The following is an 11,841-nucleotide window of genomic DNA, read 5'->3' on the forward strand; positions in this document are numbered from 1 at the left end:
ATGGTACTGGTTTATTTGAGGCGATCGCGAGGAGACGGTCAATTTAGCTGATCTCCCTCATTACCAACCTTGCATTTCTACCAGTTCCATACACAACTCATTAATTTTTTCCAAATCAGGTCGAACAGGTAAACTTGATTTGTCGTAAACAATTTCCATTTGGCTAACCAAATCCTCTGCCATCTTCATCACTTGTTGATATGAGTAATCACCTTTTAAAATAGCTTTCAAGTCCTCCACATCTCCAGCAATTCTTCTATCTACAACTATTTCCCCTCGCTGTAATATTTCTAATCCACTGCGTAATAATCTAATGCAGTGCATTCCATGCTTCAGATCAAAACCCGATTTTCTTTCCATTTCTGCCCTAGCAGGATTTCTGTTTTCCTGCCAAGCTATATAAGCTTTCCATTCTCTTAAAGCTATTTGATAATTTTGACTTTTTTGTAATAAGCGAATAAAATCTTTGCGGCTATTGGTTAATTTTTGAGTATATGCCAAAGTTTCATCAGGTAAAGTGTATTGTTTCAAGACACCTTTAAAATCAATATCTGCCGTCAGCAACTTATATAATTCCTCAGATTCTTCCAAAAACTCAATTCGTCCTCTAATTAAGTGATAAAGATACTCTAGAAAAGCGTTTAACTCATCTTTAATCAGTGGTTCTTCCTCTTCTATGCCAAAATCAGATGGGAGGGGCTTCTTTTTTGGTGGATTTAACAACCATTTACGATGTGTTTCCATCTTCTTGATTTGAGCAAAAGCATAACCAGAATAAGTATGTTTAACTTTTTTGGTTAAAAAGATTTTTTTGTGCTTAATTAAGTATTGACCAACTGATGTCAGCACAGGATAATTTTGCAACCACAGCAATTCTAAAATATTAGGATTCGCCCCCGCTAATAACTGAATTATCTTTTTTAATTCATAAATAACTGTGTCTTCATTACCATCAATAAAGGGAAATATGCCAGGTTCATTCCAACCAGTATCTTTTTGTTCTATATGGTCAAATCCTATATAATATTTCTTGGGGGCAATAAATACTCCTCGAAAATCAAAATCTGAATCAGGACGATTTAACCCATAACCGTGGCTACCAGATAAGCCAATCAATATTGTTCTTTGTTCAACTTCTATTCTTTTCATATTTATTGGTTAATCAAAAAAAATTATCAGTTTGTAGTAAACACTTTAGTGTTTTATCTATAAAAATATAAGGACTAAAGTCCTCACTACGAACAAGCCCTTCTAGTTAAAATCATCACTCATCTAAATTTCTCTCTGGTTTAAGTCTGGGATGCGTTTCTCAGGTGGTTGGGTTGGAGGATATTTTTGTGCTAAAAATTCCACAAAATCTAATACTTGCTGTTGCTGTTCTGGTGCTAGGGTTTGCAACTTGGCAATTAATTCTGAGGTGGTATCTACAACTTGAGAAGTCATCTTAGCCTCTCCTGATCAGTGTTTGATTTTATGGTACTTGTTTATTCAGGCGATCGCATAGCATAATTAATATATTTTAGTTGACTTAAAACCAGTTAATAAAGTAATATAGTAGATTGTCTGTCTCATTCCTGCTCGGATCAGGTGGACATATAACAAAAGCTCGCAACAGCGATTATTCAAAACCAGATAAATCGCATTTAAAGCCAGCTACCTGTACGGCAACCTCAAGGACGATTTCATGACCTACGCAATTATTGAAACTGGCGGTAAGCAACTCAAAGTGGAGCCAGGTCGCTTTTACGATATTGAACTGCTCCATATCGAAGCGGATGAAAAAGTTACAATAGATTCAGTATTACTAGTACAACACAACGGCGAAGTCACCATTGGACAGCCGTTAGTAGCAGGGGCGACTGTAGAAGGGACAGTGGTACGGAACTTTAGAGGCCGTAAAGTCCTGGTATATAAAATGAAGCCTAAAAAGAAAACCCGCAAAAAACGGGGACATCGCCAGGAAATCACTAGACTGATGATTGATTCCATCAACTTTAATGGTGAAGTCTTTGGCCCCGAAAACGGTATAGCTGTTGAACTTCCTGTTATCGAGGAATCTCCTGTAGAAGTTGTTGCTGAATAATTAAGTAGAGAAAACAAAAGAGGTAATTATGGCTCACAAGAAAGGAACAGGTAGTACTCGTAACGGTCGCGACTCTAATGCTCAACGCCTGGGTGTAAAGCGCTATGGTGGTCAAACTGTACTGGCGGGAAATATTCTCGTGCGTCAGCGTGGTACCAAAGTTCACCCTGGTAACAACGTCGGTATTGGCAGTGATGACACTCTGTTTGCTTTGATTGAAGGTGTTGTAACCTTTGAAAGAAAAGGCAAGTCTCGCAAAAAAGTTAGTGTGTATCCAGTTGCTGCACCAGTTGAAGCTGCTGCTGTTTAGATTTGCTTGGGTGGGTACTCCCCACCCTTTTATAGCAAAGTGCTGAGTGGGGAAAGTGCTGAGTGCTGAGTGCTGAGTGCTGAGTGTTGAGTGCTGAAATTAGTACCAGTCAGCGTTATAACAACTGCTGAGAAAAACCTATATGTAATACTTTGCCTAAGCCTAAACCTGCTAATGAAAATAACAACGTAATTAAAAAAGCTTGTCCTTGTTTCAATCCCGCAGTTTGACAGTCTATTCTGGCTAAGATACCAGCAGAAATAATCAGCAAGGTATCCAGAAATATTCTGAACCAAGCAAGCATTAAAAAAAATAATAATGCGCCAAAAGTTGTAACAGCAAAAGACCTGATATTTGATTGCAGTAATAGACTAGAATATTTTGATATTGCCGACCAAGGAATGGTCAAGCTACCCACTAAAAGCAAAACAGCAAGTACAAAAGTTATCCACACAGACAAAGGGGCTTGTGTCTCGGATAATGCCCAGCCTAATGTACCGTAGCTAAACAGCACTAGAACTAAGGAAATCCAAGGAAGTGTTTTCACAATTGACATGGGTCGGTGTCACCATTAGCGGCTCAAGCTTTGATTTAACAAGTATTGGGGCAACTAAAGCCCCCATTTTACTTTAATTCTTATATTCCCTAAAATATATTTTTGTATAGTGAATACCTGTCAGCTTACAGCTGATATTACAAAGGCTGACTAAAAAAAGCTGGATTTAGTTGGATGGATTTTGACTGCAATGACTTAGACTATAGGTTTATCATCCTTTTTTTTGTAGATGAAATCAATAGGCTGTTATGCTCTTGCCAAGAAAACTAAACCACTTGCACCAGAATAATGCCATAAACTAGTTAAATATTTGCGTAAACATTTGTAAACTATTAACAGCCGAGTTGCCACACGTCACATCTTGTTAAGGACTTATCATGAAACAACTTGTAATTGCGGAGCGCGTATGCCTGATTGGTCATATCGTGTCGATGGTATTTGGATTAGTAGGCATACTACTAGTTGTACCTAATGCCGAAGTAATCTTTCATTTATCTGAATTTGGACAAACCGCCATGCAGTGGAGTATGGCAGGCGGTGGTGTGGTCTATATGATTTTGGGAACGGCAGCTGTATTTTTATATGGTTTACGGACGTTGGGTTTGGGTAGAATATTGGCATTTATGCTACCCGCAATATTTATTTCTTTGGGCAGTGAACTACTAGGAACCAGTACAGGATTTCCTTTCGGTCACTACAGCTATCTCAGTGGCTTGGGTTATAAAATTGCTGGTTTAGTACCGTTCACAATTCCCTTGTCATGGTTTTATGTGGGATGTGCTTCTTACCTGCTGGCGCGTGCTGGTTTAGAAGTGGATACAAAACCGAGCTTGTGGCGACATATCTGTGCTATTGGTTTGGGTTCTTTGCTGTTGACTTCTTGGGATTTTGTGCTAGACCCAGCAATGAGCCAAACTGCTCTACCCTTTTGGTATTGGCAACAACCAGGGCCTTTCTTTGGAATGCCTTATCAAAACTTTGCTGGCTGGTTAGGTACTGGTGCAGTATTTATGACTGTGGCTGCTGTGCTATGGAATAACAACCCGATTAAATTTGAGCGATCGCAACTCAATGTACCCTTAGTAGTATATTTAGCTAACTTTGGCTTTGCGACAGTCATGAGCCTAGCTGCTGGATTCACCATTCCTGTAGGATTAGGCTTTGTACTAGGTGTAGCTCCTTCTCTAGCACTTTGGTTAAAAGGATCAGCCGTATCTGCCCAAACTGATACAAAATCAACAACCAACGAAGTTTCAGTGGCCAATATCAAAGTTGCCTTGAAATAAAATTAGGGGACAGGAAGAAAACTAATACCGTAACCGCAAAAGCGGTGAGGACACGACAAAATTTCAAAACCAAGTCACAGCAGGCATTTTATTTTTGACTTTTGACTTTCGACTTTTGACTTTTGCCAGATGTCCCCTAACCAATTCTTTGTGTAATCACCATTCCCATTGCAAAATATTTTTACTGTGGAAAACGCTTTAACAGTAGAAAGCGTCATAACTTTTCTATTGCTACTTATTCAAATACCCGCAACAGCAATTCTCCTTTCACGTCTGGTAAAGGGGCCAAGAAGACATCCGCCCATTCAACCCCAACAGCCTACACCTGAACTTCTGGGAACTGTCAGCGTTGTTGTTCCCACGCTAAATGAGGCGCTTCGCATTAGTCCTCTGTTATCTGGCTTGAGTCGGCAAAGTTACGAAGTTCGGGAAATTATTGTAGTAGATAGTAATTCCCAGGATGGTACGCCGGATTTAGTCAAAACCGCACAGCAGCAAGACCCCCGTTTCCGCTTAATGACCGATGACCCCTTACCTGCTAATTGGGTGGGTCGTCCTTGGGCGTTGCACAACGGCTTTTTGCATAGTTCCGAAGCAAGTCAGTGGTTTCTAGGGATGGATGCTGATACTCAACCAGATCCCGGTCTAGTTGCTAGTTTGGTAAAGACCGCAGAAGCCCAAAAATATGATTTAGTTTCCCTTTCACCACAGTTTATCCTTGAGTATCCTGGTGAATGCTTGCTGCAACCAGCGTTATTAATGACTCTACTGTATAGATTCGACCCGGCGGGAATAACTACCGAACAGCCAGAACGAGTCATGGCAAATGGGCAATGCTTTTTGTGTCGCCGTTCTGTTTTAGCCGCAGTAGGTGGTTATAGCAGTGCGAAGAATTCTTTTTGTGATGATGTCACATTAGCGCGACACATTGCGGCTCAAGGTTTTAAAGTAGGCTTTTTAGATGGCGCAAAGGTGCTGAAGGTGCGAATGTATGAAGGCGCGATAGAGACTTGGAAGGAATGGGGGCGCAGTCTGGATTTAAAAGACGCATCTCCACCTGCTCAAGTGTGGGGGGATTTATGGTTACTTTCAGCAGTTCAGGGTTTACCTTTGTTGCTTGTTCTGAGTTGCTTATTGATTTCTTTGAATCCCCTATTGTTGTGGCTGAATGTATTTTTGTTAGTGATTCGTTTTGCTATGCTATTGGCGATCGCACCTTCCTACGACCGCAAAAATGCTCAAGGTGGCTGGTTATTTTGGCTTTCTCCGTTAGCTGATCCCCTAGCTGTCCTGCGAATCTTGATATCAGCGTTGCACACCCCAAAGGAGTGGCGAGGCAGAAAGTATAGCTAAAAGTGCTGAGTCATGAGTTTTGAACTCATAACTCATTTCTTAATTACGAATTACGAATTACGTTAGCGAAGCTCCTCTGAAAGAGGCATTACGAATTACGAATCGTCTTCAGTTTCTACGCAATCGCCTCTTTCTAGTTCCCAGAGAATTTGATTTCCTTCACGTCTTACCCGTGAAACAATCCAGTTCCGCCAGCGCCACTCGTCTCCGCGACTAGTTACAGCGCTGGCGTGGACATCCATCAAGTCTGCTAGTTCAGAACTACTGATTAAATAGCCTTTTTCAGAAATTTCGTCAGCTATACGCAGAGTTTCCAGCAAGTTTCTGAGTTGTTTGACCCTGGTTGTAGACAGTTTTTCTTCATTTACGGCCGCATATTGTGCGGTGGATGGTTCCATAGCGTTTATATCTGAGATAAAAGTACTGTCATCTTCTGTACTTTTGTTAAGTATTGTAGAGATGCATTCATAATCGACTACTTTTTCTACATTTGCTTCACCTAGAGAATGTAAAGATTTGTAGGAATCAGTAGCGGATAATTCTTGTAGAGAAGGGATTTGACCGCTAGCATAAGAGCGAGCAATCACATCACAACGCTCGTTACCTATGTTACCAGAATGTCCCCTGACGTGTTGCCAATTTACTTGGCGAGTATTGAGTTCATCGAGAAGTTCTAAAAGGTCTTGGTTTTGGACAGGCTTACCATCTGCCTTTTTCCAACCTCTTTTTTTCCATCCTGGCAACCACTTCGTCACGCAGTTAATCAGGTATTCACTATCGGTATAGAGGGTTATGGGTTCAACTTGTCCAGATGCGTGGAAAAATTTTAAAGCTGCGATCGCTGCTTGCATTTCCATCTTATTATTAGTCGTATAGCTGGCAGCATCACCCATTTCGTGGATTTTGCCATCACTGAAATAAGCAACCACACCCCAACCCCCAGGGCCAGGGTTCCCAGTACAAGCGCCATCGGTGTAGATACTTTGAATTTTGCGTTGATTAGACATAGTCAAGATATCGGACTGCATTAGTAAGCAGGGACAATTTAGTAATTAGATAGTTAATTTACCTGAACTATAGACATCATTGTTATATTTTGATACACTCATATCCAAAAATATTTGAGAAAATATATCTATAACATTGTAAATTAATTGGTATCACTTGATTTTTAGGGTAGTGCATGGCGAAGATTATTTCACTGGCAGATTACCAAGAATTGTGGAGAGAACGCAACCAAAACACCAAACAACCAGACCCATCAGACGCATCTGATATTATTAATGTATGTCCTCAAGAATTTGGCAGTGGATATGAACGCTGGATTGAACTGCGGGACATTAGTTTATTAATTATAGATACCAAATTTGGGCATAATTTAATTATTGAAAAAGCACCACAAGAACGTTATAGTCACGGTCTAGAATTTGGCTTTCATCTATTAGGTTATTGGAATAATACTCATGCCGGACAAAACTTTTTTCATACTGGCGGTGTCTACCAAACAGATAAAGCAGAATTTTTGCAACATCAACGACTTTTAAAAGTTGATATACATCCAGAATCCCCTGAATTACTCAATAGTTTTATGGACGGTGGATTAAATCCCATATCGCCGCAAATTATCCAAAAGCTCATCGAACCCAATCAACAGTCATATCTTCAAATTGACCAGACTACTCCAGAAATGCGAATTGCTCTGGAGCAAATTATTAATTGTCCCTTTACAAGTTTAACTAAAAAAATTTATTTAGAAAGTAAATGTTTAGAATTAATTGCTTTAAAACTAGAACAATTAGCCAAAAGTGAAAATATTTCTACAAAAACTACCACTTTAAAACGAGATGATATTGACAGAATTTATAATGCCAAAGAAATTTTAACTCAAAGTTTAGACAATCCACCGTCATTACTAGAACTAGCCAGAAAAGTAGGATTAAACGACTATAAACTCAAGTTAGGCTTTCGCCAAGTATTAGGTACAACTGCATTTGGCTACTTACACCAACAACGCATGGAAAAAGCACGCCAATTACTTTTAGAAGGTCAAATGAACGTCAAACAAGTAGCGCGTGCTGTTGGTTATGCAAATCAAAGCCGTTTTGCAGCTGCTTTCCGTAAACAATTTAACACTAATCCTAAATCTTATAATTTATTACTGAGAGGATGTTTTAAAACTAACTAACAGACAGCACTTTGTAAGTAAAGCAAATACACATATTAATACTAAAACTCTTGTGGGGTGGCATCCTGCCCGCCTTAGTGTACGTACTGTATATAGCCATACTATCTAATTGGTAAACACAAAAAGGCTCAGATTCCCAACTAACAGCACATTCCCGCAAGTCTTTGCCATCACACCTCAAAAAAATCCGTTTGAGGCTCAAAAAAATCCGTTTGAGATTCAATAATGTCTTTAAAATCACATTATATTAAACTAAGCTTTTTGATAAAGATTCTTAGCTATAGCCAAAAGAGCCTTTGGCTTTTATCGAGATTATGAAAAGACAACCGCAATTATTGATCGGTATATGCTTAACAGGGGTAATACTTGCTGCACAACCAGCTAGGGGGAATGAGAAAAACTTTGAACCAAGTAGAACATCGAGAAATTTTAAACAATTACTATCTCAAGCATCAACACCACAATCTTTAATTCTTGTTAACGGTGTGCGGATTGATATTATAGAGCAAGGTATAGAAATAATTTTAGAAACTCAGCAAGGTGAAGAATTGCAAGTAGTAAACAGCAGTTCTGGGAATAGCTTAATTATTGATATTGCCAATGCTCAACTGCGTTTGCCATCGGGGAAGACATTTGATCAAACACAACCTTTGACTGGTATTGCTGAAGTGATAGTTGTTAATCAAAACGATAACACTATCAGGGTAACTATCACAGGTGAAATGGAAATACCCAATTATACGTTATTTGATAGTGATGAAGGTTTAATTTTCAGTGTAACACCTGTATCACCTTCCGCATCTCAACCAGAAACACCACAACAACCACCAGAGAATCAATCTACTACAGACACTGACGCACCCATTGAATTAGTAGTTACAGGTCAACAAGATAGCTATCGAGTCAGGGAAGCATCAACCGCCACAAAGTTAGATGTACCACTACGGGATGTTCCAGCATCTGTACAAGTAATACCCAAAGAAATTATACAAGACAGACAAGTAGTTAGGCTCAACGAACTAGCGGATAATGTTAGCGGTGTACGTCCTCAAGCTACTTTAGGTGGACTGGCATCACAAGGTTATTTTTTGCGTGGTTTTGCTACAGGGTTTGAAGCTCTGCGTGATGGTTTTAAAGATTTTGGTTTTACCAGTCCACGTGATGTGGCTAATGTTGAAAGAGTGGAATTTCTCAAAGGTCCCGCTTCCGTTTTATATGGAAGTGCTACCAGTCCCGGTGGTGTAATTAATACAATTACTAAAAAACCTCTATCAGAACCCTTCTATCAAATTGGTGGTACATTTGGGAGTTATGATTTTTATCGTGGCACAATTGATTTCACGGGTCCACTTACAGAAGATCGGACAGCACTTTATCGGCTGAATGTAGCTTATGAAAACGCTAACAGTTTCCGGGATTTTGTAGACAATGAAAGTACATTTATTAATCCCGTTGTTAGTCTCAAAGTAGGAGAAAATACTGATCTAACCTTTGCTTATGAATACCAGAAATACAACTACGCCTTTGATCGGGGTTTTCCTTCTAATAACGCAATAATTTTTGATCTTCCCATTAATCGCTCGTTAGATGAACCAAATCTTCAGGATTCTGAATATAAATCCAATAACTTTACCTACGTTTTAGAAAGCCGATTTGGTTACAAAAATAACTGGAAATTCCGCCAAGCCTTTAACACCTTGACTGTGACCGGTGCTTCCCAAGGTGTACAAGCTGATAGAGTTAATGCTGATGGGGAAACAGTACGCCGCAGATTCCGTCGTTCTGAAAGTGATCAAACAAACATTGCTTTTCAAAACGAAATTAGTGGTAAATTTGATACAGGCTCAATTAGCCATAATGTATTAGTTGGATTGGAGTTGACTAGTAATCAATTCCAAAGCAATTTTTTCCGGGGTGATATTGCACCATTAAATATTTTTAACCCAGTATATGGCGCACAACCCGAACGTATACGCAATACTTATATTGGGGAATATGGCGGGGAAAATGTCGCACTTTACTTACAAAATTTAATCGAAATTACACCCAATGTAAAATTTTTAGCTGGTGGTCGTTTTGACTGGGTAAATTCTTACGATTTGTACGAAGATGCACCAGAGTTCAACACTAGAAACTCAGATTCAGAATTTTCTCCCCGTTTAGGTATAGTTTATCAACCTACAGACACCACCTCAATTTATGCCAGTTGGACAAATGCTTTCAACCCGCAATATTTTGGCAGAAGCCGCAATAACGAACCATTTAAACCCGAAACATCAGAACAATTTGAAATAGGAATTAAACAAGATTTTTTGGGTAGTCGTCTCTCAGCTACTTTAGCCTTCTTTGAAATTACCAAGCAGAATGTATTAACTGCTGATCCAGTAGATTCTGATTTTAGTGTCCAAACTGGTGAACAAAAAAGCCGAGGAGTTGAACTAGATGTAGTTGGAGAAATTTCGCCAGGTTGGAAAATCATTGCTACTTATGCTTATACAGATGCTTATGTCAGCAAAGATAATGACTCTGACTTATTAAATGATCGGTTAGCTGGTGTACCTTATCATAGTGCTAGTTTATGGACTACTTATGAATTGCAACAAGGAAATTTCCAAGGTTTAGGATTAGGATTAGGATTGGTGTATGCTGGTGAACGTGCAGGCTCTTTACCAAATCAAATCCAAATTCCTGCTTTTTTGAGAACAGATGCTAGTATTTTCTATAAGCGGAATAATTGGCGTGCTGCTGTAAATTTTAAAAATTTGTTTGATACCAATTATTACGAATCTCAAGGATCATTTATTGTTACAGCCTCACCTTTTACTGTTTTAGGAACTATTTCTTTTGACTTTTAAGGTGATTAATTAATAATTCTCTTGAAAGTTCATCTAGAGAATATTGCCCAAATGAAAATTACCTTATCTCTAGAGATAAGGTAATAATTATAATTTAGAGTAGTATAACAAACTAATGATGATTATTAGTGAATTTACAATAAGTAAGCAATGTTTAAATTATTTTAAATTATCTATATTGATAGTTGTTTCTTTTTTCCTGTTCAGTGCTTGTTATAGCCATTCCCATTCTAATTTAACGACCCCGAAATTATCAAGTTCAGAATGTCGGTTAATTAAACATGAATTAGGCGAAACTTGTATTCCTCTTAATCCACAGCGCATTATTGTTACAGAACAAGTATCACTAGAAGCTTTAATTGCATTAGGTTTGAAACCAATAGCTACAGTAGATACGGCTTTTGTAGCTAGTAAAGCTAATTTTCTTAAAAGTCAGATGGATGGTATAGCTTATATAGGAAGAGAGAATCAGTTTAATTTAGAAACAACACTTAAACTCCATCCAGATTTAATTATTGGTACATATGGTATTGATTCACTAAATTATGATTTATTTTCGCAAATAGCACCTACAGTTAAATTAAAAAATGTCCATAGTCAATGGAAGGAAATTTTAATGAGTCTTGGTGAAATAGTAAATAGAACTGCAACAGCCAAGACATTATTAATCGAATATCAAGAACGCCTAGAAAAATTACGCACCGCGTTGGGGGAGGAAATCAATCAACTAGAGGTGTCTGTGAGTCGGTTTCACGGTGGTAATAAAGTTCCTGCATTTCGTTCTCAATATTCTTTTCCTGGCAGTATTTTGGCAGAGTTAGGAATTTCTATGCCAATTCATCAACGGAGATTAATTAAGACTCCTGATGATACTTTGGTTACACTCAGCTTAGAACGGATAGACTTACTTGATGCTGATGTTTTGTTTGTAGCGGTAGACCCTGGCGCTAAAGAAATATTTAAGCAATATCAAAATAGTCGTATTTGGCAAACTCTGAATGTTGTGCAGAATCAACAAGTTTATAGTGTGGATTCTAGTTACTGGATTTTTGGCAGTATTCTTTCAGCTAATGCCATAGTTGACGATTTATTTAAGTATTTGCTAGGGGAAGTGTGACGTAAGAAATAGGAAGGCAGAAGAAGTATATTCAGATAAGAATGACAGAATCATTCCCTAAACCGGGTGCAATATCTAAAGGGTTGGGTTGTTATT

General features: G+C 38.6%; 11 protein-coding genes. 7 read left to right on the plus strand and 4 right to left on the minus strand.

Translation table 11 applies throughout. The annotated features are described in order from the left end of the window. Positions 1–60: 60 nt before the first annotated feature. Positions 61–1,149 carry a DNA polymerase beta superfamily protein gene (locus VB654_RS14335; RefSeq protein WP_323214444.1) on the minus strand — a complete coding sequence of 363 codons (1,089 nt, stop codon included), beginning with the start codon at positions 1,147–1,149 and terminating at the stop codon, positions 61–63. A gap of 123 nt (positions 1,150–1,272) precedes the next feature. Next, positions 1,273–1,443, minus strand: coding sequence for a DUF2281 domain-containing protein (locus VB654_RS14340; RefSeq protein WP_323214445.1), 171 nt, complete (start codon positions 1,441–1,443; stop codon positions 1,273–1,275). A gap of 241 nt (positions 1,444–1,684) precedes the next feature. Between VB654_RS14340 and rplU the strand changes: the two genes are divergently transcribed. Together rplU and rpmA are read left to right on the plus strand one after the other, a co-directional pair. Continuing rightward, positions 1,685–2,083: a 50S ribosomal protein L21 gene (rplU, locus tag VB654_RS14345; RefSeq protein WP_323214446.1), complete on the plus strand. Its 399-nt coding sequence runs from the start codon at positions 1,685–1,687 to the stop codon at positions 2,081–2,083. Between the two features lie 28 nt (positions 2,084–2,111). Further along, positions 2,112–2,393 (plus strand): 50S ribosomal protein L27, encoded by a 282-nt coding sequence (gene rpmA, locus VB654_RS14350; protein ID WP_006198414.1) that lies wholly within the window; start codon positions 2,112–2,114, stop codon positions 2,391–2,393. Between the two features lie 115 nt (positions 2,394–2,508). Here rpmA and VB654_RS14355 read toward each other — a convergent pair whose 3' ends face one another. Then, positions 2,509–2,949 (minus strand): hypothetical protein, encoded by a 441-nt coding sequence (locus VB654_RS14355; protein ID WP_323214447.1) that lies wholly within the window; start codon positions 2,947–2,949, stop codon positions 2,509–2,511. Between the two features lie 377 nt (positions 2,950–3,326). On the opposite strand from VB654_RS14355, the gene cruF reads away from it, so the two are divergent. Continuing rightward, on the plus strand, positions 3,327–4,235 hold the full coding sequence (cruF, locus tag VB654_RS14360; RefSeq protein ID WP_323214448.1) for a gamma-carotene 1'-hydroxylase CruF: 909 nt from the start codon (positions 3,327–3,329) through the stop codon (positions 4,233–4,235). A 186-nt stretch (positions 4,236–4,421) separates the two neighbouring features. Then, positions 4,422–5,588, plus strand: a complete 1,167-nt coding sequence (cruG, locus tag VB654_RS14365) for a 2'-O-glycosyltransferase CruG (protein ID WP_323214449.1) — start codon at positions 4,422–4,424, stop codon at positions 5,586–5,588. Between the two features lie 95 nt (positions 5,589–5,683). Here cruG and rnhA read toward each other — a convergent pair whose 3' ends face one another. Continuing rightward, positions 5,684–6,595 (minus strand): ribonuclease HI, encoded by a 912-nt coding sequence (rnhA, locus tag VB654_RS14370; protein ID WP_323214450.1) that lies wholly within the window; start codon positions 6,593–6,595, stop codon positions 5,684–5,686. 176 nt (positions 6,596–6,771) lie between these two features. On the opposite strand from rnhA, the gene VB654_RS14375 reads away from it, so the two are divergent. The 3 genes from VB654_RS14375 to VB654_RS14385 all read left to right on the plus strand — a co-directional run bounded on the left by VB654_RS14375 (position 6,772) and on the right by VB654_RS14385 (position 11,745). After that, complete coding sequence (locus VB654_RS14375; protein WP_323214451.1) at positions 6,772–7,773, plus strand: AraC family transcriptional regulator; 1,002 nt, start codon at positions 6,772–6,774, stop codon at positions 7,771–7,773. 314 nt (positions 7,774–8,087) lie between these two features. After that, positions 8,088–10,628 carry a TonB-dependent siderophore receptor gene (locus tag VB654_RS14380; RefSeq protein ID WP_323214452.1) on the plus strand — a complete coding sequence of 847 codons (2,541 nt, stop codon included), beginning with the start codon at positions 8,088–8,090 and terminating at the stop codon, positions 10,626–10,628. A gap of 178 nt (positions 10,629–10,806) precedes the next feature. After that, positions 10,807–11,745, plus strand: coding sequence for an iron-siderophore ABC transporter substrate-binding protein (locus VB654_RS14385; protein WP_323214453.1), 939 nt, complete (start codon positions 10,807–10,809; stop codon positions 11,743–11,745). Positions 11,746–11,841: the final 96 nt, after the last annotated feature.

It is taken from the genome of Nodularia sp. UHCC 0506, assembly GCF_034931045.1.
Classification (GTDB): domain Bacteria; phylum Cyanobacteriota; class Cyanobacteriia; order Cyanobacteriales; family Nostocaceae; genus Nodularia.

Coding starts and splice junctions, on each gene's coding strand:
- rplU (WP_323214446.1), top strand. CDS start 1,685: ATGACCTACGCAATTATTGAAACTGGCGGTAAGCAACTCAAAGTGGAG.
- VB654_RS14355 (WP_323214447.1), bottom strand. CDS start 2,949: ATGTCAATTGTGAAAACACTTCCTTGGATTTCCTTAGTTCTAGTGCTG.
- VB654_RS14340 (WP_323214445.1), bottom strand. CDS start 1,443: ATGACTTCTCAAGTTGTAGATACCACCTCAGAATTAATTGCCAAGTTG.
- VB654_RS14380 (WP_323214452.1), top strand. CDS start 8,088: ATGAAAAGACAACCGCAATTATTGATCGGTATATGCTTAACAGGGGTA.
- rpmA (WP_006198414.1), top strand. CDS start 2,112: ATGGCTCACAAGAAAGGAACAGGTAGTACTCGTAACGGTCGCGACTCT.
- cruF (WP_323214448.1), top strand. CDS start 3,327: ATGAAACAACTTGTAATTGCGGAGCGCGTATGCCTGATTGGTCATATC.
- rnhA (WP_323214450.1), bottom strand. CDS start 6,595: ATGTCTAATCAACGCAAAATTCAAAGTATCTACACCGATGGCGCTTGT.
- VB654_RS14375 (WP_323214451.1), top strand. CDS start 6,772: ATGGCGAAGATTATTTCACTGGCAGATTACCAAGAATTGTGGAGAGAA.
- VB654_RS14335 (WP_323214444.1), bottom strand. CDS start 1,149: ATGAAAAGAATAGAAGTTGAACAAAGAACAATATTGATTGGCTTATCT.